Raw genomic sequence first — 22,668 nt, forward strand, 5'->3', positions numbered from 1 at the left:
TTACGAGATGGTTGCGGGACTCGAGGTCCATGTGGAGCTGTCCACGGCGTCCAAGATCTTCTGCGGCTGCGTCACCGACTTCGGAGGCGAACCGAACACGCATGTCTGCCCGGTCTGTACCGGGATGCCGGGCACGCTGCCCGTTTTAAACCGCACGGTGGTGGAATTTGCCGTGCGCACCGGGCTGGCGCTGCGCTGCGACATCACGCGCCGCGGCAAATTTGACCGCAAAAACTACTTCTACCCCGACCTGCCGAAGGCCTACCAGGTGTCGCAGCTCTACCTGCCTGTCTGCCGCGACGGCGCGCTGGACATCGGCGGCGGGAAGACAATAGGCATCCACGAGATCCACATGGAGGAGGACGCGGGCAAGCTGATCCACGACCCGTGGGAGGACTGCACGCTGGTAGATTTCAACCGCTGCGGCGTACCGCTGCTGGAGATTGTCTCCGAGCCGGACTTTCGCAGCGCCGGGGAGGTCATCGCTTACCTCGAGAAGCTGCGCGAGATCCTGCTCTACCTCGGCGTCTCCGACTGCAAGATGCAGGAGGGTTCGATGCGCGCGGACATCAACCTGTCGGTGCGCCCCGAGGGCCAGGCCGAACTCGGCACCCGCACCGAGATGAAGAACATGAACTCCTTCAAGGCCATCGCCCGGGCCGTCGAAAGCGAGACGAAGCGGCAGATCGAGGTACTGAGGGCCGGCGGGCAGATCCGCCAGGAGACGCGCCGCTGGGACGACAACAAGGACGCAAGCTTTGCGATGCGCTCGAAAGAGAACGCCCAGGACTACCGCTACTTCCCGGAACCGGATCTGCTGCCCGTGCACATCGACGACGCATGGATCGAACGGATCCGCCGGGAGACGCCCGAGCTGGCGGAGGACAAACGCCGGCGCTACCGGGCGGACTTCGGCCTGCCCGAGTACGACGCGCGGCAGCTCACCTCCGAGCGGGCATGGGCGCGTCTCTTTGAGGAGACAGCGGCCCGCACGGGCCGTCCCAAAGCGGCGGCGAACCTGATCATGACGGACATTATGCGCATGACGGGCGACAGCGGCCTGCTGCCGGAGGAGCTGACGCTGGACCCCGCAAAGCTGGCCGCGCTGATCGGTCTGATCGAGGGCGGGCAGATCAACCGCACCGTGGGCAAAAAGGTGCTCGAGCAGGTATTCTTCCACGACGTGGACCCCGAGGCCTACGTGAAGGCGCAGGGCCTGCTCCTCGTCGGCGACCCGGACCTTGTGCGCGCGGCCGTCGAAACGGTGCTGGCCGACAACCCGAAGTCCGTCGAGGACTACAGGGGCGGCAAGGAGAAGGCCTTCGGTTTTCTGGTGGGCCAGACGATGCGCGCCCTCGGCGGCAAGGCCGACCCACAGCTCATACACCGCCTGGTGCGCGAGGCCCTGACCGGCCGCGGCCTTGTCGACTGACGGAGGGCGCGGCGGTTCACCCGCTCGTTAAAAGCTGTGTGTTTCACTACGAGTTTGAGTTCATTCACCCGTTTTCAGACGGCAACGGGCGCATGGGCAGAATGTGGCAAACACTTCTGTTGTACCAGTGGAAGAAGATTTTCGCGTGGCTTCCGGTTGAAACAATGGTACACAACCGTCCAGAAGGCATACTATACCGCGCTCGGAAGTTCCAACGATGCCGGCGACTGTACGGAATTTATACGATTTATGTTACAGGCGATTTTGGATACGGATGATGCAGAATATAAAATTGTGCGCTTGCGGCGTTAAAGCCTTTCGCTGTAATATTTTTGGTTTCGGCTTCTCGGTTTGTTGGGAATGGTCATTTTCAGGCTGCCGTTTTCGAGCAGCGGGTCGACAAAAGACCGCATGGCGTAGTATGTGGTCTTGCCTAAAAATACAGCGATTTCCTCTCTTGTACGCGGCGTTTGGCAGAAATCAACCAAGCTGCTGCCCTCAGCTTTGATGTTGTTTTCAGGTGGCCGGGCATTGAGATTGTTTTTCAACGTAACCACAAAATTGCCGCGTTTGTTCTCAAAAATCGGTTCTGGCAATCCGAAAGCGGCCATTTCGACGCGCATGGTTGGAATGCCGGAGTAACGATGTTCGGCGACGCGCTGCATTTCAAGAATGTTCGCAAGCACTTGATTTCGCGTGTCGGCGTGTACCTTTCCAAGGCTGTCAATGGTGATTTTTCCGTATAAACCGCCATCGTTCCAAATTTCCAGGCGGTCATTGAACATGAGAAGCCTGACGGGCGTTCCCTCGGTATGAGTGCTGTAATCGCGGTGCATAACTGCATTGACAATCGCCTCACGCACGGCGTTGATGGGATATTCCGGCTTGTCGTTTCTTTGTCCGTCCACGACAATTGTTTTTTCACGCATGTTGCGTTCCACAAAAAACACGGCTTCGTCAACCATCTCTTTGATTGTGCCTTCAATGCGTTTGTTGGCGGCAAAACGCTCGCCGTCAATGCCCTTGTCCCCGACCTTAAGACCCGGTACAACAACAGCGGTGATGCAAAGCTGTGGAAATGCCGCCTGCGGATACGCTGAAAAACACAAGACCCCGGCCAACGTCGGCTTACCGTCTTTTACCACGCCCATCAAATTGAGGATCTGTTCGTCGGACAATTTTGCGATATGCGCCTTCTCTTTTTTAACGGCAACGATATATTGCTCGATTGTTTCGGAGTTGAACTGGGAGACATCCGCCAGATCGGAAATTCGCATATCGTCCCGAACGCGGCGGCGGTAGGCATCATAACTGTAAATTTCATATTCTGTCATCGGTTCATCCGCTTCGCCAACGCGTACAAATGAACCTTTGACCCTGCCGACGCCTTTATAATAAACAGGGCGCTCCGATATGTCCACGCCGGGGATTTCGGCGGACACGATGGTTTTTCCGTCCATCACAGCGACAGAGAAAAGAGGACGGACGGAGGGTTGCATTTGCTTGCATTGTTCCGCTACGCGGTGCTGCAAATCCTGTGGGTCGTAAACGCCAACGATTTCATAATCGCTCTTCTCGTCCACACCGAAAATGATGATGCCGCCGCCGTCCTGGTTTGAAAAAGACGAAAGCGTATCAAACAGCTTGCTAGGGCACCCCAGATGGGCAGCCTTGACCTCAAGGGTTTGCGTTTCACACTTCTGCGCCCGGATCTCAAGGACAAGTTTGACAAGAACTTCCGATTGCATATCGCACCTCCGACTTGGATTGCGACAGCATTATATCAAAATATTTTGATTTTTGCAAGCGTTAATCAAAATATTTTTTGCGATTTGGTGAAATTCAATAAATTTATTTTGATTAATGAGCTGTTAATCAAAATCATATATCTTGTTTTATTTGCAAGCTTGACGGACCGCCAGCTGATGTTCCTGAATGAGGGTTCGCTCTTGGACAGACCGCGATATTTGTGGATGCGCCAGATCCTCTGGCGTATCTTGTCAACAACGGTGAAGTCAGCGCGGCGGAAGCGGCGACCGTAGCTGGCCGCACCGCAAAAGGTGTCTGCTTGTGTAGTGCGAGCCCGCTGACGGAGAGAACTATGACGGCAGCCGGTGTAAACGACGGCGGATATGGTTCATCGGGTCGCGCCGTGCTTTTGACACAGAGGCGGAAACTTGCAAAAGATATTGTTCCGGGTCTATTATGCTGAGTTCGTCGAGCAGATAGGTATTGTACACGGGGCCGGCAAACGTCAGGCCGTTCCTGTCCGCGTATGCTGCCATGCGCCGGGGAAGGTCGTTCGTCCGGCCGTAATATCCCCGTGTATAACCCGTGAGATACAGTCCCTCGGCCATGATTTCGTTACCTTGCGGATCATATGAGAAAAAACGTGCTGGCCACGAGGGAGCGTCCAGAAACATCTCCATGCTGTCGAAATAGCCGCCGATAGGATAAGACAGATTCAATTCCGGCGTGTGCGGGGCGATGCAGAACCGGGTGAACGCACCGTAAAAGCCCTCGCCTTCCCTGTATTCGTTGGACTCGCCAAGCACAATTCGTCTTTCGGCGCCTTCGCGCACAAATATCTCCGATTCCTCCGCGAACAATCCTTCGGTTATGAAATCAAGGAACATGGCGACGACCGAATGAGCCTCCTGCAGGAAGCGAATCTCTTCCGCCAGCTCCTCTTTCCGCTTGCGGAGCAGTTTTATCAACTTCTCCGGCGTCCTGGCCACCGCCAGCGCCCGTATCGTCTTGAGCGGAATCCCTAGCCTGGTCAAGACGCGAATCATCTTGATCGTTGTTATCTGCATGGGTGCGTAGTAGCGATAATCGTTTTCTAAGCCAGTCCCCCGCACAGCAGGGGAGAAGATGCCTTTGTTGTCGTATACGCGCAGGGAAGTTGGGGTAATGCCGACAATCCGTGAGAATGCTCCGATGGAGAGATGATCTTCCGGTTTCAAGCAATCCCCTCCGTCCGTCAAGCGGATTACGCGATGAAAGAAAAAATAGACCAGTCCAAACGCCGTACGCACAGGCCACAAATTGTGACGGCGGATGATATCTTTCTACTGTCTGCGCTCTCTATTAATTTATATCGTAACATCGACCGCCTTTATTGAGCGGAAAATGTGAAAGTCCTCACCGGGCACCAAGTGCTCGATGGGGACAGGATGTTGCTGAGAACAAAGTTTTCAGATTTATTCAGGAGATTTATGAGGCGGTAAGTTAAACCTGGTTTTGGCTTGTTCAAACAATTCATTTATTTCACTTTGGCGTTCTTGCAGCAATGATTTCGCTGACATCGCCCACTCTATAGACGCCCCCATGTTTTTATTCGTATCGTATTCCATATTCTCATCAACATAGACCATATACCCCATCCCGCCATCGTCTTCAATGATGAGACCGATTTCTTGAATCTCTTTACACATCAAGGTCGGCCAAATGATAATGGAGTTAGCCTGGTCAGCACTGACGGCATAAAGATTTCCTCCATAGGTTAAGTATGGAGGCTTTTTGATGCCAAAATGCGTTGGCTCTGTCTGATCGAAGAAGCTTGTTAAAGAACCGGACAACATTACAAATTTATCGTCAAGGAATTTTTTGTATGATGCAAAATGTAAAAACCATAAAATGTTAAAAATCAAAAAAACAAAAAACACAGTGATTAAAACGCTGCAAATCACCTTCTTGCGCGTAGTAAACCTAGTCATACATCTATCTCCTTCAGTAGCCTTTGAGACATGAACACCCATTATAAGCTGATGACTCTGTCACACACTTGCTTAATGTTACTGTCATGTGTCACCAGTACGACGGTCTTCCCCTGTGTATTTAGCGTCTTTAGAATGTCTATGACAATCTTTGCGTTGTGGCTATCCAAAGAGCCGGTCGGTTCATCGGCAAGAATAATGTCACATTTTTTGATAAATAACCTGGCCAATGCCACGCGTTGTTGTTCTCCCCCCGAGAGAGTATATACTTTGCTTTTGACTTTTTCAGAGATTCCCACATTGTCCAACGCTTCTTGAATGGAAATATTCTGCCGATTGCTTTTTCTGACAAGTGCCAGATTTTGCTCCACAGTTTTGCCCTCAACCAAGGCAAAGTTTTGAAAAACAAAACCCACCTTCGTGCGAAAGAAGTTGAGCCGTTCTCCATTCGTCCGTATTTCCGAACCGTCAAACAAAACTTTTCCGGCTGTTGGCGGCTCGATCATGCCCAATATATTAAGAAGCGTAGTCTTCCCCCTTCCGCTTTCTCCAGAAAAGCAGAAAAACTCGCCGCTGTCAATTTGAAAGGATAAATTATGAAAAAGCTCTTTTTCGCCAAAAGACTTACAAAGATCAATACACTCAATCATACTTTTTTGCCTTTCAATATCGAAGTAGTTTTGATTTTATTTGTTCGTATACACTGTAAAGTAACAAACAAGACTTCTATAGCAAATATAGCCATTCCGCACAACAGCACATAAAATGCATCCCCATAGCCAATAAGCTTCACAACAACAATGGCGCACACAGTATAAAATGGGAGCAGTACACAAGGCAATGCAAACAGGCGTTTATTTTGCTCAATCAGACTATAACCGAGAGTCTTTTTTACAGACATTTCAATTCCATTTATTGTATATTCAAGTCTGACAATAAAAGCAATCATTAATATTTCCAAGAGCATAATCAATGCTGAAACGGCACTCATCAATTTGAGAGTTCTTTCTATCCCAGCTCGATTGTAAAGATATAGTTCCCACGCATTCGTAGCTCTTACAATCATATTTTCTGAATTGGAAGAGGTATTAATGAATTGTTCAAAATCCAAATCCGGAACACTGTATAAAAAATCATTGGCCAAATACAATGGATTTAAACAACGCTTTATATAGGATTCTTCCATAACATCGAAGATAACAATCGGATTTTTAAGAAAAACACTTCTATACATATTGCGTCCGCTATTAACCCCAAGCAGGTACGAATTTTTCTCATATACATCTGTTGTAAGATGCTCGTTTATATCACCTTGAATATTGTGCAAAAAAATCCCGGCCGTCATCTCTATTGTCTCTGAAAATGTCTTCAAATCATAGTCTTTTGGGAAGAAAACAAATATTTTTTCTTCCCCAGATGCTTTTGCCAATTCGACCTTTTGTTCCAAATCCGCACCGATATAGGGCAACATCAAATCCATTGCATTGCTATTTAGCAACACAACATTTCGGCCATAGGAGTCGGAAAGATCAAACAAATGAAGTGAATTGTTTCCAAAGCGTGAATCAAATTTATACCACAATCCTTTCTCATCTTCCGTGACTTTTTTAAGATCATCAGAGTTTTTAATTGTTGTTGAATAATTGAGTTTATAGTAACCATAATCTTTTTGTGTTTCAAAGAATTTTTCCTGTTTAAAACAATCAAATGCTTCAACAATAATTATACAATTTGCGGACAGTACAACGAATGCCATGAGTGTGCTAATGGATTTAACAATATACGTAGCTGTCAAGATTCCTTTGTGGTTCAAAGAATTCGAAAGATCTTTTTTTAGAGATATCCTTGTTGTTAACAAATTAATCAGTGCATTGAGAGCGAGCATAGAAAAAAACATGACAAGAATATATCCAAACTTATAATGCACATGTGCAAATTGTTCCAATATAAAGGCTAAAACAAAGAAACATACGGAATAGATTGTTGTATCTAATATTACGTTAAAAGAAAACTCGCGAAGGGGATTATCGCCAAGAGTCATTCGAATCATCATTTCTTTTCTCGAAATAATGGTCTGATATAATGTGAGAAAAAGTACCAACAAAAAGGCTGTTCCCCAAACAAGAATCAGTGTGGCATAAACACCAGATTCACTCCCATTGACGACTTTTAATTCTTTTACCTGATAATACTCAGCCAACTCACTGGCTGTAATATTTTTAAAGGATGCCGCTTGTTCAAGTGTGCCAATATAATAAAATACATCACTCTCGTATATATTTTCAATCTCGGAAAAATCTTTGAAGATTATTTCAACTTCTCCGATGAACATACTCTTATACACTTGTGGTACGATGCCCCGCCTGCGCAACTCTTCAAGCGCTCCTCTTGTGCCATATATAATTTTTTCTTCTTTGAAATCAGACAAATATCTTGTGTCAATTCGAAATACATCAAACGTATTTTCTTCCAGCGCGCTTGCAATTTTGTCCTTTGTCAGGGCAGTTGATCCCTTTTGTCCGTATAATTCATACTCAAAAGTCATCCCGCTAAAGGTATTCTCAAAATGGACAAGATGATATATAAACCGCTCTCCTGTCGCAAGAAACGCAATCAATAATAAAAATAATGTAATCACATATTTAATTGCTCTCATATCACTCGTCTCCACTGCTTGTCAAACTATCGACGGCTGAACCATAGATGTGTTGTTGTGCACCGTTACATGGTTTCGTCAATAACCTCAACCTCAAAAGAGATCTTCTCCGACCCGTCGTTGTTCCATGTAAGTTCGAGCGTGACGGACTTCGCGAACCCAGCCAACCCTGCGGGGTCGAGGCCCAATGCCTGCAGTTTATCATCGTCCGCAATTGTGGAGTTGGATGAGGCGTTTAAAGCCGGGCCTTGACCGGCCTTGAGAGGACGTTTGGTGCGGGGGCCGATGTCCACATCGCCAAGCATGACAATTCCAGAGGCAATATAGTTCTGCATTTCTTCGCTCAGTACACAATAGGCCCTGAAGTTGTCGAATTCTGTCTCCGTCTTGTTCAAAAAGAAAAACTTGTAGCACAGCCTTTTGACATCTCTGTCCATGACAATACGAGCCGGATACACGGTGATTTCAAAATTTTCTGAGAGATCCACATACGTTGTACCTCCTAGATCAGGCGTCGGCAAGACGCTCTGTTCAGGGGACTCGATTGACGCCTCCGAAGGCGTCGGTTCGCCCCCAGACTGACAGGCCGTTAAGAAAAGGAAGGAGAGCAGTAGCGCTGTGCTCAGCGCATAAATTAGGCCCGTTTTTATTCTGATTTTTAGGCAATTACCACACTGTTTCATTTTTAATTCCTCTGTTTCTTTCCGTATAGAAGCACCCCATCCACGGTGAAAGTTTATCAGATAAAGGGTACAGACGTCAAGGGGATTTCGAAGAAAGTCGGAATCGAACAGTTGTGCGAGAGGGCCAGCCGGGGGTTGCCGCAACTGAGCATCTCGCTGGGATTGGACGTGGTGAGGGACATGATGGAGGCGGCGGAAGGGGCGACGTGCGCTGGGCCTAGGGGCAAGCATAATACGCCCGAGCGGACTGGGTACCGACGCGGGCGATCGCTACGGGCGGCATCTTCGGGGATTTAGGGTCTGTCGGGAAATAAAGTGTGCAGTTGGCGCAGCAATTTTGTGTCCCGGCAAGGCGCCGGATTCCGCGAATACTTGTAGTATTCAAGGGTTCCAGCAACGCGGCCGGGGCGCAAAAGGGCAAGTCAAATGTACAGGTTATTTTTCGACAGACCCTAAGGTTTTAAAATCGATGGATGGAGTGTGTTACCTCAATATACGACAGTGATCCAGCGGACATACTACGCTCATCACCATCGTGTCAGAAAGTAATTTTTCCACTCCAAATATTCCGTCATAATCTCATCGTTTGTGGTAATAATTTCGGCATACATAAGATCAGCATAGGTGCAACTGACACCTGCCTGCAACACATCAAGAGACGGTTCAGGCCATTTCTCTGCCGCGTACTTGCCCCAACAGCCGCCCTTGATTAAGTAGGACATATCGTCAGCCGTTCTTTTGTATCCCTCTGGAAATTCTCTCAGCGATAGAAAGAGCAAATATTCTCTTTCTGCCATCATGATCGCATAATGCGGTTGCCCGGAATACCAGCGGCCACCTTTCTTCGTATCGTGAAAGCTGGCTGGTTCCAACACGGACAATCGATCTCCCTCGATTGACATATTGCCTTTGACAACGCGATTAACGACAACCTGTGATTCCACATACCCTTCCTTCATGCGGCGCGAACCCGTGGGTGTTGCAAAAAGGATCAGCTCAGATGCGGATTCCAACGCATCGGGACGGTTATACTCTCTTCTTTCATTTTCTTTTTCGACAGAGTCCTCAGAAAGATATATGGTGTATGCGGCCAGAGACTCCGTGGTCAGCACGATTGTTTTTCGTGTAAAACGAAACAGAAGCGCGACGCAAACCCCTAAAAGGAGAATGGAGAAGAAACAGAGAGAAAATATCTTTCCTTTCACGGTCATATCCCCCCCTCTGCATGGGAACATCTTCCTTCCTCCATCAGGAAAATATCATCGCACAACAGGCGGATATCCTCTTTGTTATGGCTCGCCATGAGGATCAATGCGCCGCGCTGTCTTTCTTCGTTCAATATGGCCCGGAACCCGTTTACCGTCGCCTCATCCAAACTATTTGTCGGCTCATCCAACACGAGCAGGCGTGGTTTTTCCATGATCGCCTGCGCGATCAGCAATTTTTGTTTCATCCCCAGGGAATACTGTCTAAAGGTCCGCCGGTCCCGCCAGTCCAGCCCCACGCGATCCATGGCCGTCTGCATGTCCTGCTCCGAAGCGACATTCCGAATCGACGCCAAAAGCTGCAGACACTTATACCCCGTATACTGCGGCCACAGCCCAACACGATCAAACAGGATGCCCATCTCGGGCGGGAAGGAGACGTCTTTTTGCAATTCCTGACCAAAGGCGACGACATGCCCGCTGTCCGGTATGACAAGGCCGGACAGCACCTTGAAAAGCATGGTCTTGCCGGACCCGTTGCGTCCATAAAATCCGTAAATTTGTCCCGCATCCAGCGAGAGATGGATGTCTTTCAAGACGTGATTCTTTTTTATGTATTTGTTGATGCCGCTGAGAAGAAGATCGGCCATCATACACACCTCACTTTGCCAAAAGATCTCCTTTGTTCAAACGCTTCAACCCGATGACAGCGGTAACTGTGACACCCAACACAAGATAGAGAAACGAGTATGCCCAAGACATCCCGCCCGCGCTCTCAATGGATTGCAAAGTGATATCCCGCAGCGACGGAATATCATGCAGAGAAAAAATGAACTGGGCCGAGGGCCAAAAACGCAGCAGCTTTTCGGGAAGGCTGGCGTATAGCAACAAAAACAACGGCATATGAAAGACCCACAGAAACAGAGGAGCGAGCGCGTGACCGGCCAATAACGACATGATATTGGCGGCCAACAAGTATAACAACTGCACGCCAAAGCCCAGAGAGAACAAGTAGGCCATTGTACAAAGCAGATGATTCAATTGACCGATGGAAAATCCGAACGCAAACAGGCCAATGAAAAAAGAAGCCGCCAATTGAAACGCGTAAGAGGCGAACAAATACAAAAAGAGCTCAACACATTTGTTGCGATACCACCGTGTCCGGCTTCCGTTTCGCGTGAAAACGTATGTCGAGACACAGTCCCAGTCCTCTGTAAACACCTGAGAAAAGAGCAGCAGATTGATTAAAAACGGGATGGAAAGCAACAGGCCATGCAAAAAAAAGCCAAACAGTCCGCCGTCTTTCGGGATCCATCCCCCCAGGGTAACCATCAGGAAAACGCTCAAATCTGCTTCGCCCCTGGGAACGGGCAATAAATTCACGGAGAACAGGGCGCTCACAGCGATAACCAAGTTGCATCCGAACGCCGTCATCATTTTGCGGCGGTCAACGCGCACGCTCCCGCATTGGTTACTTCCGCACATAATATTGACTCCCAATAAACCCCACAGACAAAAGAAGTATCGCCATCGTTTTGCCCACACAGACAATCCATATTGCCCACACCTGCTCAAGAGGGATCGTCCCTGTGTACCACAATGCCCCCGTGTTCATAGCCAGGACACCTGACAGATCCCACACGTGACTGGACCGCCCCAGTAAACCTGTGAGATCCACCAAGGCGAGCACAAAAACAATCGCCGCGCCTATCCGCGTCATATCCAGTACAGAAAACATCAGCACAAACACGCCGACAAAAAGAAAGGCGATATACTGAGAAAAAAGAGTTATCAGTACAACCGACCAAGGGAGGGGGGCGCCATTTCCGAGACAAGCGACGGATAAAAGAAACAGCAGCAACCGAATCAGCGGAATGAGTGAACTCTCAAGAGCAAGCATCTTCAAGCGTTCCCCATAGGCACGCCTCCAAGAGACATATCTCACCAGCGAAAACACTGTGAACACACACCGATTTGCTTCACGTGCCAACATGAGCGACAAAGGAAGAAACACCACGCCATCCAGCACAAAAAAGTAGTGCGCCGTATAGAGAGAAGGCGTACCGCTGATGTGACTGTTGAGGTAGATTAAATTGGCTGCCGCCGCGATAAGCACGGCGAACAAGAGAACAAACCGCAATGCCATGTTCCCGACCAGCGTGCGCACAAACAGTTTCATCGCAGATCATCCAACCTGCCGCGGGATTGATACCACAGGCTTCCCGCGCAAAGCGACACCGCAACCGCGCACACCAACATGAATGTCTCCAATCGCAACCCAACCGTAATCGGGACGGCCTGAATGTAGTTTGTAATCGTAAGAGAGGGAGACAGATTGTCCCCGATAAAATAAAAAAGTATTGTGACGACTGTCGTTGCCCCAACCACGACAATCCGATTTTTGCGCAAATAAAACGAGATGCAATATGTCAGAAGAGCCATGACAGCACCCCACACCCCCGCAATGCCGATATGGGCAAGGTTATCCACATAAGGAAAGTTTATAGACAAATTGGGAAATAGTGCCCTTTGCAGGTATATGTCCGGAAGAGGGCCACCGATCGCATATGCATCACCGAAAAAAGAATTGTGATTTCGCCAGGGAAAAGCAAGGAGGCAAAACACTTGGTTTAAGACAAATGTCCATATCACCAGAAAAAAGCCGCTTGCCGCCGCCACAATGGCCTTGGCGCTCACATACATTCTCCGCTTTGTTCTGGCAAATTGCAAAACATCGACTCCAGACTGCCGCTCCGTAAAATAACTGTCGGCATAAGCGACAGACACAAACAAGGGCAGCAAATATGCCATAAAAAGATAACCGAAGGTCCCATCATAAACCATCCCCATACGAAAAGCAGGTTTGAGACTGGAAACGTCGGTGGACAAGAAAAGGATCACGTTTTCCAACATACCCAGCACGGCAGCCAGGGAAGACGCGATGAGTAAAACACGAAACTCAAAGTGGGAGAACAGTTTTCTTATTTCAAGCTGGATAAAAGTCCTCACTCTCAATCCCCCTCGCCGGATGGCGGGGCGAAACTCGCCCCGCCATCTCTGCACGGATACACAACAGCAAAACCTTATATACGATATAACCGGCTTAAACGCTTTACTCTCAAGTTTGATTGAACGTCCATTTATATTTCGCCATTGCAATATTTTGAAATGAATTCATCCATATTTCCGGCCGTCCAAGTTCGATTATCATATTCATGATCCCAAAAAAATATGTTATATGCACAGATGCCTGCTTTTCTAACTTGGTATCCATAATAATCACCGCACCCATTGCCAGCGAAAAATAACAAGCAGTCCAAAGGCATATAATCTTCAAGCGAGCGAAGCCGTTTATTCGTTTCTATTATTTCATTAACAGAGAGCAGTACACAACCGTCCCCGTTGAGTTCCTTAAGGAGTATAACAAGGTCGCTAGGAATTTCTCCCAATAATTTCTCCAAGTTTTGGATTTCTGTATCTGTTGCAGGGGCCTTAATATCTATTAATCTTATGGTTTTTGCATATTTTTTTATTTTTTCAATCCACATAATCAGAACTCCTTCACACAATAGGTCTGGCGAAATCGCCAGACCTATTAGTAGTATTGTCTCTATAGAAAATCAAAACGAAAACGAAAAATTAGTAATTTGCCCACCACGTATTGACTGTAGTATGTACTGATGTTTTCAACGGCATAAGATTCGAATTAGCATGCGTTCCACCATATGCTCGCGGCTTTATATGGTGAATCTGAACATCATTCCAATTCAAGGAGTTTCCATTATTGTACGTCTGCTCATACCACGCTATATAAGCATTTCTTTGAGCAGTGGTTAATGCAGGGAGCGGAGCTGACACTTTCGCCCATGATGATGATGAAGGGACAGTCATAAATACATTTCCAAAACAATCTGTAATATCAGGATATTCAACAGCCTTTTTATTAAATAGCAAGTCATACGTCGAGTAATAAAAAGACTCTCCATCCATTGTTCCAGTAATAGTCACATCCCAAAACTTACTAGCTGAAGGTGTTGAAGACACTTGAGTAGAACCAGGCCAGGCGGTGATATTTGTTGTGTTAACAGATGTGATTTTACTCGACGCAACTGTATTCCCAGCCCATAATGATATCTCCAAATTGTGGGCTGGCAAAAATCCCAAATGCCACACTTTTCCAACAACTTTTCCTCCTGAGCCTTGGATAGATACATCAATATAAAAGAGATCTACCGCTGCTGTTACATTAGAAATAGACGTTTCATCTTCAAGCGCTGACTGAGCAGCATCCGTAGAAACAGGAATAGCAATCTTGAATTGCACACCATTTTCGAGGGGCTCTTCCGACACCTTGTATGCGTGGATTATGTGGTCAGAAGCCTCGATGGAAATCTTTTCTATCTCCGTAGATACGCTGACAACCGAGAATGTTTCGACATTTTCTGTGGCAACTGCCGGGATTGCGAAGCATGTAGTAATCAGGGAGAACATCAAGATTACGGCCATAATTACCTTCGAATTGCGCAATATTTGCATTTTTAGCCATCCCTTTCTTGTCTTGCGAAAGGCACAAAAAGTTGATGAAACCGATGCGCCTAACGCTACAATAAAATTTTAGTATAGCCTGGTCCTGAAGGAACAAACACGCTATAAAATGTATGGAAGAGGGCATGCATTACAGAACAGTAGAGCTACCATTATATCTTGTCTGCCGACATTAACAAATTGCCTCTGACACGGCTTTCACAAAGATCACAACAACCTCCATGCCGCCACTGGTGCTGTGGCACAAATAATAATGAAAATAAAGGGCGCCACGTGTCGTTTTGCGCCACATATCGTTTCATGATATAATGTATTCGCAGAGAAGGCAACTACAAAGCACGGTGAATTAAGTTGCGGACTATCTCCATGGATACAAGGCAGAATAACAACCCGTGTAAGAGCCGTCTATCAAGCACAAATAAGTGGTGCTTACATGTCAAACGACAGGCAAGTAAGAGCGCCGACGACAAGAAAGTGACAGAATAAATACGGAAGGTGAGAACAGGAGCGAAAACAGCGTAACGCGAAGCGCAACCTGTTTTCGCTGAGGAGGATCCGAAGACGGGAGCAAAGCAGCAGACGGACATTTTGGTGTCGTTTGGCGCAGTTGGTGACATCGCAAAGTCACTGGAATCTTATCTACGCTAAACTTAAGGGGAATTTAGGCTCCAACAAATTTTCAAAAACGAGAGATTTAGAATCATCAAATAGCTACGCCATGTCGTTCGCTGTCCGAAATCTTAATTTTGAATACTGTAGCCATCAGAGGTGGTACACATATTCCAAAATTGTATATCCCGTTAGGGATAATCTTTAAACGCCCCACGCATCTCCCCTTTCATGCAATATTGAGCCCTTTCTCCACCCCAAGCCTATCGCTCGTCAAGCGGCCCCTTATCCGAAGCTTATAATACATCAAGGAGAACATACTTGTCAATAGCAAATTTTATTTAGCAGTAATAAATTATAAAATTTGACGAAAATCGCCTTAATTCATCCCCAAACACATCCTCTCTCGCACCGAATCACACACAGCTGCAAACACTATCGAAACCCATAATACACCAAGAAAACATATTTGTCAATAGAAATCATAGTTGACAGCACACATTTTTTCTGATATAGTTTTCCTGAAGTCAAAATCTGTTGTCCAGAGACAGTGGGCTGGCCGTGAGGGGCAGAAGGGAATATCCAATTAATGGAAAATAATCCACAAATTGGGGACAAGCATTGGGGAAGAAAATTCACAAGACGAGGCGATTATGGACAAGACACCGGACACCAGTTCAAATAGAAGCGGAACGTCAGCCAGTATTAAGGACTTGCTCAAAAAAGCAACGACAGAGATGCTGGTGCTGTTTGTGTTGCGTTTTAAGCCTATGTACACGTATGAAATGATGAATCTGATTGAGCGAATCAGTGGCGGTGTCCTTACTTTCAATACCCTGTACCAAGCCGTATACAGATTGCAGAAGTTCCGATATATCTTTGAGTCTAACAAGACCATCTCTGAGGACAATAGATTGCGTGTCTACTTTTCTATCACCAAGGAGGGCAAGGTATACTTTGAAAAATTGGTTGCAGAATATCGGACTGTAACAGATGTGATTGACAAAATTCTCGCGCAGGACACTCTGGATTTGACAAATTTGGAGGGAGAAGATCAGGGATGAAAGCATTAAACCGCTACTACAAAACATTGCGAAAGACCATGATATGCTCCCGCGCTTCTAAAACGCGTTTCCTTAAGCAGACGGATGCGTTCGTGGAGGATTTTCTGAAGGACAAGCCAGAGGCTACATTTGAAGATCTCTCCAATTTGCTGGGCGACCCGGCGGCTCTTTCGGAAACATTTATGGAAACATTAGATCCTGCAGAAATACAACATCATAAGCGTATGCAAAACATATGGAAAATACTTCTTGTTGCTTTGCCTATCGTAGTCATCGTTCTTCTCTGCATATTCGTTTATTATATAGGTCAGGCACATCTTGACATTGAGCTGACCGAAGAGACCGTAATTTACCTGTATCCGTGACGGCGATCTTATAAGCAAGATTAATATCACGGATTTGGGCAATTTATATTTACTAAATTGGAGGAATCTGACAATGAAGAAGGTCAAAGCGTTTATCTGCTGCTTCGCTATGCTGTGCGTCATATCCGCGCCGGTATCTAGTTATGCCGCCGAGTTCGGGGAGGCTCAAACAACCGACATTGAATACCTTGGCGACGGCATCACGGTTGAAACGACCATAACAGTCCATAGTTCTTTGCTGAGAAGCAGCACCAAAAGCGCCACGCGCGCATCCACGTATAAGGACAACGGCACCACCATAGCAACCGTTACGTTGAACGCCACGTTCGGATACGATGGTTCGTCCGCCTGGGTTGTCAGCGCGTCCGCCAGTCATTGGGTCGCCAGCAACTGGACCTATGAGAACCAGAGCATTTCGACGACAGGCGCAACCGCGCGCGTCACAGCCACGCTGAAGAAGTGGCTTGGATCTACTTCAACCGGCACCGCTTCCGTGAATAGTGCGCTGACGTGCAGTGCCGGCGGAACGGTCAGCTGACGGGTTGTCTGGCGACAGTGTGTTGCGTACAAGTGCAATGCAATTGCAGTAGATGAAGGCAAAAAGAGGCGCGATGCGCCTCTTTTTGTTGTAAATATATGGGAAAATTTGCAAGACACTCTTGCGAAGACAGCGGCAGGCCCTGCCTCGCCGCCCGGCGCCGGGGTGTGCCTGGGACCCGCTTCGCGGGATTTGTGCCGCAACAGGTAAGTCCGCTCCTCATGTTTTGCGTTTTTCTTTCGATTTATTTAATGGGGAAATTTACACCTGAGGGATTACATCGCTCACCGGACGGGCGTCCGGTGAACACAGTGAGGAGAATCTGTATGCGCCTTGTAAAAAATATGAAAGTCTCGGTGAAAATCCTGTTGTCTTTCATGATTGTCATCGCATTGTCCATCGTGATCGGCCTGATCGGCATCGTCAGTCTGGTTACGATCAACCGGGAGAGCACGGAGCTGTATGAGGAAAACACCCTGCCGATGGCCGACTTGGCTACACTGTACGATCTTCTCGGCGGGCAGCGCATATGCGCGGACAATGTGGTCATCTTCTATGAAGCGGACCCGGACTTGGCCGAAGCGGAATACAACGACTTGGCCGATAAGGAAAGCGATTTTGAGGCGGCTCTTTCCGCCTACCGGGCCACCATTGCGGAGGGCGATACCGCAAAAATGAGCGGCTATGAGACGATCGCCAACCAATACGGCGGCGCCGCTTTTACAAGTGCCAAGGCCGACCTCCGCGCCGCCTATGCAAGCGGCGATCTTGAGGCGCTGACGGCCGCCGCCAGGGAGATCGACAGCGCCGGCTCGGATATTTCGGATACGATCGACGCGGCGTTTGCGTACAACAAAACCCAGGCGGGCGACAAAGTGGCTACCAACGACACCCTGTTCGGCTCAAGCACCGTCATCATTGTCGCCATTGCGGTCGTGACGCTGTTGATCTCGCTCTTTTTGGCCATTTTAATCTCCAAAATCATCGCCAATCCCGTCAACCGCATCTTGGCGGTGGCCAGGCAGGTGGGCGACACCGGAAGCCTTGCGCTCTCCGAGGAGAGCGTGGGTGCGGTCAAACAGGACGCCGCCTTTAAGGATGAAATCGCCCAAATGGCGGGCGCTTTCGCCAAGATGATGGACGGCATGATCGACAAGGCCAAGACATTGGAGGTCGTGGCCGGCGGCGACCTGACGCCGGCCGTAAATCTGGTCGGCCCAAAGGATACGCTGGGCAACGCGATCGCCGCGATGATCGACAGCCTCAACCGCATGTTCGGCGACATCAACGGCTCCGCTTCGCAGGTCGCGGTCGGCGCCCGGCAGATCGCCGACGGCGCCCAGACGCTGGCACAGGGCTCCACCGAGCAGGCGACCTCCATCGAGGAGCTGTCCCGATCCATCAGTGACATCGCCGACAAAACCAACAAAAACGCCCAGTTGGCCGGCCAGGCCGCCAGTCTGTCGGAAACCATCCGCGCCAACGCCGAAAAAGGCTCCGGCCAGATGGATCAGATGACAGAGGCCGTACAGGAGATCAACGTGGCTAGCCAGAACATCAGTAAAGTCATCAAAGTGATCGACGACATTGCCTTCCAGACGAACATCCTGGCCCTCAACGCGGCGGTGGAGGCCGCGCGCGCCGGCCAGCACGGCAAGGGGTTTGCGGTGGTGGCCGAAGAAGTCCGCAGTCTGGCTGCCAAAAGCGCTGCGGCCGCCAAGGACACCACGGGGCTGATCGACAACTCCATGGCCAAGGCGCAGCTCGGTTCTCGCATCGCGGAGGAGACCGCCAGTTCGTTGAAGAAGATCGTGGAGGGCATCAACGAGAGCACCGTCATCGTCGGCAACATCGCCCGTTCCTCCGAGGAGCAGTCGAGCGCCGTCAAGCAGATCAACATCGGCATCGACCAGGTGGCGCAAGTCGTACAGCAAAACAGTGCCACCGCCGAGGAGAGCGCTTCCTCCTCCGAAGAAATGACCGGTCAGGCCGATATGCTATCCCAGCTTGCCTCTCGGTTCAAGCTGCGCAGGGACGCCCTAGCCTCTCTGCCGTCGTCACCGGCCGCCGCTTTCGCCGGCGGAGGGTCCGACCAGTGGCCGGCGGACCACTTTATCACATCGGGCGGCATGGGCAAATATTGAGCGCCGCATCGGGCGGGTTGTTTTTGTTTTTCAAAGAGGAAAAAACAGGCGGGGCAAGTCGTTGATTTGCCCCGCCTGAATCTGGATTTTCCTAAATTTTATCTTTATTTTACCTGTTTTTGATAGCGCGATTCTCCACTGTCTGTTAGAATTTTCTTCAGGAGTTTGGGTAAAAATGGACGCCGAAATTTTATTGTGGAGGATTACAATGATGAAAAAAGCAAAGAGAGTCCTTGCCCTGGCTGTTTGTCTGCCGATGGCTGTTGCCGCTATCGCCTTGACGGGCATGGCAGCGATAGCGGCCCCGTCCAACCCCATTGAAGCATTTGCGCCCAAAACAGGGGTCAGGTTTGGCGTCATGAGCGATACGCATATCGGCGCTTCCGCGCTGGCCTCGCTTACAAATGAAGCGCGCTTGGTAACCGCGTATCAGACCTTTGCGAAAATCGATTCCACGATGGATGCCATTGTCACAGTGGGAGACATCACGGAAAGCGGCACGCTACAGCAATTCAACACATATAAGGCAATTATGGACGAAAACTCCAAGGCACAGGAAAACATCTTGTCGTTGGGCAATCATGACAACTATCAGGTCAACGGGCAAGACGTTTTGAAGCGCTTTGAAGACGTCTTTGGATTCTCGGCCAACCATGATAAAGAGATAGGCGGCTACCACTTTATCACCGTGAGTACCCTGGACAGGGAATACAATACCGCGACCTACGAGCAGCACAGAGAATGGCTGGAAGCGCGGTTGGACGCCGCTCACGCAGAGGATCCCGCAAGGCCTATCTTTGTGTTTATCCATCATACAATGGTTGACACTTGTATCGGCTCGCGGCAGTCGCAGGCGGATCCGGCGCATGATTTGCGTGGAGTACTGAGCAAATATTCTCAGGTCGTCACTTTTTCGGGGCACTCCCATGTGTCTCCGATCGACCCGAGGAACATTTGGCAAGGGGATTATACCGCGCTTAACTGCGGATCCGTATATTATGTCGCGCTGGATTTTACCAATCCGCTGACGGCCGGCCAGACAAACAACACAAACATCGGATATTCCCCCGTCAACCGCGGCGAGTCCAGCACGGGCATAGTTGTGGACGTGGACGGATCGTCCGTGACCATTCGCCGCGTCGACATGTATTACGGAAAAGAGATCGCCGCGCCGTACGTGTTCGACACATCGGCTGACAAAGCCATGCTTCCCTATCGCCAGGACAAACGCATGGAAGAATCCCGCGCGCCCGAATTTGTACCCGGCGCCAAAATCGCAGTCTCCAATCTTGCCGATACAGGTTTCACCTACACCTTTGCACAGGCGGAAAACAAGAGCGAAACCATTCCGGACGATGGAGCCTTTGTCTATACCGTGGAAATCAGTGAATCGGAAACGGGCGCTGTCGCAGATACAGCCCGTTTGCAAGCAAACTACTTTATGCTCCCACAGCCCGAAACTGTCTCCTACAGCACAAATAAGCTGAAAGAAAACACCTCTTATCGCATCAGCGTCACGCCGATCGGCTTCTACGGAAAAGAAGGCGCCGCTCTGACCGGCACCTTTACGACAAAAGGCCCGCTGAGTATCACCTGCGATGCGAACCTTGTGAAAAAAGGCGATTACTTCCGGGTGGCCGCGGCCTTTGTCGAGACAGTCCAGAGCAACGCCGCCATTCTCGATTATGCCTTCGACACCGAAAAATATGCATTCAGAGGCTTTACGCCCTCCGAAGGCATGAGCGTGCTCAATACGGCCACAAGCGAGAGCGGCGTGAGGATTGCGGTCATGATGCCCGGTTACGGCGCCAAAGAGCTCGGCCAGGTTCTCTTCTCCGCCAGAGAGGACGCCGCACTTCAGAACGAGGACAATGAAATCAAACTGACGCTACACTATGTTGTGAAAGATGAAGCCGGCGGTAAACTAATACGCGTTGCGGCCGCCGATACAGCCTTCACCTCCAGCGGCGGAACGCTCGGAACCGGAGAGAATGGCGACGTCACCCTGATTGATCTCTCCAATGTCATCGACATGTTCGGCGCGGACACCGCCCACGCAAATTGGAGCAAATACCGCTTCTACGACTACAACAACAACGGCGCCATCGACATCCAGGACATCGCGGCCGTTGCCAAGATGATAAAAACACGATAGCGGGTGTATGGTGCCTTGAACGATTGTAGTCAATCGAACCGCTGCCAGACGAGCCAAAATTCAGGCCGGAGCTGTTTGGCAATAGCTGTTTTGACGGCAGTGCTCCGAAAGATGGCAAAGGGCGTTGAAATTTGGGGGAATTTCGACGCCCTTCGTTTTGTCCTTTTGCGGCCCCGCAAACCGTCGCATCGGGCGCCGCGTCTGTGCGGAGCCCGCCGGCGGGGACCGTCTTGAGAGACTTCCAGATCGTAGGTGTACCAGGTGCTGTCTTTTTCCCACTAAATTCGGCTGCCCGTGAGAGCAAGTGACCGGTTCAACTTGCTCGCGATCGACTAACGCCCCAAATCATACTGGAAAAATCGAAGAGATATGCTATAATGGGGATAAGAAACACCGGGAGAGCGGTGCTTCTCCGAGACGGATGGGAGGGGATCAAATGCCTGAAATTGATAAGATTCGGCAGGTGGCTGCCCGCTTGGCCAAGGACTACCCGATCAAGAGCTTGTCGTGCTTTGGCTCATATGCCAGCGGTTCCCAGACCAAGGACAGCGACATAGACCTCTTGGTCGAGTTTACGTCGCCTACGATTTCCCTGATCAAGCTGTCGGGACTGAAACAGAGGCTGGAAGAACAACTTGGACTGTCTGTGGATCTGATACATGCCCCAATCCCCGTCGAGTCATACATTAAAATTGACAAGGAGATTTTGCTCTATGAACGAGCGTGACCAATTGAAAAAGGATAGCAGCCATTTTGTCAGGGGCCCCAAGGAGATCTCTGTAATCTGTCGCAATCCGATCGTTGTACTGAAATTTGAAGCGGAGGGGCAAATCGACGAGTTGCCCCTCCAAAATTTTGTCAATCGAACCACTGCCAGACGTGCCAGAATTCAACGTGCCGGGCCGCGAGGGCGAGGGCGGTGTAGCCGAGGGTGAAGAATCCGGCGAAGGCGGCCAGCGAGACGGTGACGAGACCGCGGAGACGGCGGCGCAGGGGCGCGCGCAGCAGGGGGTGGATACTCACCGGCGGGTAGCGGGTGCCGCGCCATGTGTTTCGGTGCCACCGCCGGTAGGCGCGCGCCGTGTTCGCCGCGAAGGCGTGACAGCACGCCGTCAGCGCGGCGAACACGCACCCGAGCGCGAGGAGCGACAGCCCCACCGCCGCGTCGCCGAGCGCGTCCAAAAAGACATCTCTATTCATCGGGACACTCCTCCTTGCTCATCGTCCACCCGGATCATATCGTCCACCGCCCGCGCGAAGGCGAGCCACTCCGCCCGGCGGCGGCGGTACTCCGCCCGGCCCGTCGACGTGAGCGAATAGTACTTCCGCGGCGGGCCGCCGCTGTCCTCGGACAGATACGCCGTCACGAGTCCTTCGTTCTTCAACTTCCGCAGGATGGGGTAGACCGTCCCGTCTGCAATCTCGATCCTGCGCGACAGCGCCTCCGACACATCGTACCCATACCGGTCTCCCCTGTGCAGCAGCGAGAGCACGCAGAGGTCTAACACACCCTTTTTATACTGACTGTTGATGCGGACACCTCCCTGCGACGA

Annotated in this window: 23 protein-coding genes and 1 pseudogene; 8 read left to right on the plus strand and 16 right to left on the minus strand. The window is 49.8% G+C overall.

Annotated elements, in window-relative coordinates; genetic code table 11:
- The first annotated feature begins 7 nt into the window (after positions 1-7).
- Positions 8-1,432, plus strand: coding sequence for an Asp-tRNA(Asn)/Glu-tRNA(Gln) amidotransferase subunit GatB (gatB, locus tag LBK75_07650; protein MDR1158165.1), 1,425 nt, complete (start codon positions 8-10; stop codon positions 1,430-1,432).
- 17 nt (positions 1,433-1,449) lie between these two features.
- Positions 1,450-1,744: pseudogene (locus LBK75_07655) on the plus strand (Fic family protein).
- Here LBK75_07655 and LBK75_07660 read toward each other — a convergent pair.
- From LBK75_07660 to LBK75_07720, 13 genes are all read right to left on the minus strand, one after another.
- Positions 1,741-3,180, minus strand: coding sequence for a putative DNA binding domain-containing protein (locus LBK75_07660; protein MDR1158166.1), 1,440 nt, complete (start codon positions 3,178-3,180; stop codon positions 1,741-1,743). The pseudogene LBK75_07655 and the gene LBK75_07660 overlap by 4 nt on opposite strands.
- Positions 3,181-3,531: 351 nt before the next feature.
- Positions 3,532-4,398 (minus strand): MerR family transcriptional regulator, encoded by an 867-nt coding sequence (locus LBK75_07665; GenBank protein MDR1158167.1) that lies wholly within the window; start codon positions 4,396-4,398, stop codon positions 3,532-3,534.
- Between the two features lie 237 nt (positions 4,399-4,635).
- Positions 4,636-5,151 (minus strand): hypothetical protein, encoded by a 516-nt coding sequence (locus tag LBK75_07670; GenBank protein MDR1158168.1) that lies wholly within the window; start codon positions 5,149-5,151, stop codon positions 4,636-4,638.
- Positions 5,152-5,192: 41 nt separating this feature from the next.
- The gene (locus LBK75_07675) at positions 5,193-5,801 is read right to left on the minus strand and encodes an ATP-binding cassette domain-containing protein (protein ID MDR1158169.1); all 609 of its coding nucleotides are present in this window, start codon (positions 5,799-5,801) and stop codon (positions 5,193-5,195) included.
- Positions 5,798-7,807 carry a hypothetical protein gene (locus tag LBK75_07680; protein ID MDR1158170.1) on the minus strand — a complete coding sequence of 670 codons (2,010 nt, stop codon included), beginning with the start codon at positions 7,805-7,807 and terminating at the stop codon, positions 5,798-5,800. Before LBK75_07680 ends, LBK75_07675 begins: the two co-directional genes overlap by 4 nt.
- 65 nt (positions 7,808-7,872) lie before the next feature.
- The gene (locus LBK75_07685) at positions 7,873-8,295 is read right to left on the minus strand and encodes a hypothetical protein (protein ID MDR1158171.1); all 423 of its coding nucleotides are present in this window, start codon (positions 8,293-8,295) and stop codon (positions 7,873-7,875) included.
- 722 nt (positions 8,296-9,017) lie between these two features.
- A complete protein-coding gene (locus LBK75_07690) occupies positions 9,018-9,695 on the minus strand; it encodes a hypothetical protein (GenBank protein ID MDR1158172.1) in 678 nt (225 codons plus the stop codon).
- Between the two features lie 2 nt (positions 9,696-9,697).
- The gene (locus LBK75_07695; GenBank protein ID MDR1158173.1) at positions 9,698-10,345 is read right to left on the minus strand and encodes an ABC transporter ATP-binding protein; all 648 of its coding nucleotides are present in this window, start codon (positions 10,343-10,345) and stop codon (positions 9,698-9,700) included.
- Positions 10,346-10,355: 10 nt separating this feature from the next.
- Positions 10,356-11,180, minus strand: a complete 825-nt coding sequence (locus tag LBK75_07700) for a DUF2705 family protein (GenBank protein MDR1158174.1) — start codon at positions 11,178-11,180, stop codon at positions 10,356-10,358.
- Positions 11,167-11,874, minus strand: a complete 708-nt coding sequence (locus LBK75_07705; protein MDR1158175.1) for a hypothetical protein — start codon at positions 11,872-11,874, stop codon at positions 11,167-11,169. Before LBK75_07705 ends, LBK75_07700 begins: the two co-directional genes overlap by 14 nt.
- Positions 11,871-12,704: a hypothetical protein gene (locus tag LBK75_07710; GenBank protein MDR1158176.1), complete on the minus strand. Its 834-nt coding sequence runs from the start codon at positions 12,702-12,704 to the stop codon at positions 11,871-11,873. The genes LBK75_07705 and LBK75_07710 overlap by 4 nt, the downstream gene beginning before the upstream one ends.
- Positions 12,705-12,835: 131 nt before the next feature.
- The gene (locus LBK75_07715; protein ID MDR1158177.1) at positions 12,836-13,243 is read right to left on the minus strand and encodes an SMI1/KNR4 family protein; all 408 of its coding nucleotides are present in this window, start codon (positions 13,241-13,243) and stop codon (positions 12,836-12,838) included.
- 91 nt (positions 13,244-13,334) lie between these two features.
- The gene (locus tag LBK75_07720; GenBank protein MDR1158178.1) at positions 13,335-14,201 is read right to left on the minus strand and encodes an HNH endonuclease; all 867 of its coding nucleotides are present in this window, start codon (positions 14,199-14,201) and stop codon (positions 13,335-13,337) included.
- Between the two features lie 1,301 nt (positions 14,202-15,502).
- Between LBK75_07720 and LBK75_07725 the strand changes: the two genes are divergently transcribed.
- The 4 genes from LBK75_07725 (at position 15,503) to LBK75_07740 (ending at position 18,960) form a co-directional block, all read left to right on the plus strand.
- On the plus strand, positions 15,503-15,913 hold the full coding sequence (locus LBK75_07725) for a PadR family transcriptional regulator (GenBank protein ID MDR1158179.1): 411 nt from the start codon (positions 15,503-15,505) through the stop codon (positions 15,911-15,913).
- Entirely contained in the window at positions 15,910-16,278 is a 369-nt protein-coding gene (locus LBK75_07730) for a hypothetical protein (GenBank protein MDR1158180.1), read from the plus strand. The genes LBK75_07725 and LBK75_07730 overlap by 4 nt, the downstream gene beginning before the upstream one ends.
- Before the next feature lie 73 nt (positions 16,279-16,351).
- Positions 16,352-16,816 (plus strand): hypothetical protein, encoded by a 465-nt coding sequence (locus LBK75_07735; GenBank protein ID MDR1158181.1) that lies wholly within the window; start codon positions 16,352-16,354, stop codon positions 16,814-16,816.
- A gap of 326 nt (positions 16,817-17,142) precedes the next feature.
- Positions 17,143-18,960 (plus strand): methyl-accepting chemotaxis protein, encoded by a 1,818-nt coding sequence (locus LBK75_07740; GenBank protein MDR1158182.1) that lies wholly within the window; start codon positions 17,143-17,145, stop codon positions 18,958-18,960.
- Between the two features lie 30 nt (positions 18,961-18,990).
- Here LBK75_07740 and LBK75_07745 read toward each other — a convergent pair whose 3' ends face one another.
- A complete protein-coding gene (locus tag LBK75_07745; GenBank protein ID MDR1158183.1) occupies positions 18,991-19,320 on the minus strand; it encodes a hypothetical protein in 330 nt (109 codons plus the stop codon).
- Here LBK75_07745 and LBK75_07750 point away from each other — a divergent pair.
- Positions 19,319-21,115, plus strand: coding sequence for a metallophosphoesterase (locus LBK75_07750; GenBank protein MDR1158184.1), 1,797 nt, complete (start codon positions 19,319-19,321; stop codon positions 21,113-21,115). The two genes, LBK75_07745 and LBK75_07750, sit on opposite strands and share 2 nt — an antisense overlap.
- Before the next feature lie 436 nt (positions 21,116-21,551).
- Positions 21,552-21,842 carry a nucleotidyltransferase domain-containing protein gene (locus LBK75_07755; protein ID MDR1158185.1) on the plus strand — a complete coding sequence of 97 codons (291 nt, stop codon included), beginning with the start codon at positions 21,552-21,554 and terminating at the stop codon, positions 21,840-21,842.
- A gap of 131 nt (positions 21,843-21,973) precedes the next feature.
- On the opposite strand, the gene LBK75_07760 is transcribed toward LBK75_07755, so the two are convergent.
- A complete protein-coding gene (locus LBK75_07760; protein MDR1158186.1) occupies positions 21,974-22,315 on the minus strand; it encodes a hypothetical protein in 342 nt (113 codons plus the stop codon).
- Positions 22,312-22,623: a PadR family transcriptional regulator gene (locus tag LBK75_07765; protein MDR1158187.1), complete on the minus strand. Its 312-nt coding sequence runs from the start codon at positions 22,621-22,623 to the stop codon at positions 22,312-22,314. Before LBK75_07765 ends, LBK75_07760 begins: the two co-directional genes overlap by 4 nt.
- Positions 22,624-22,668 lie beyond the last annotated feature (45 nt).

Source organism: Oscillospiraceae bacterium (genome assembly GCA_031265355.1).
Taxonomy (GTDB): Bacteria; Bacillota; Clostridia; order Oscillospirales; family UBA929; genus JAIRTA01.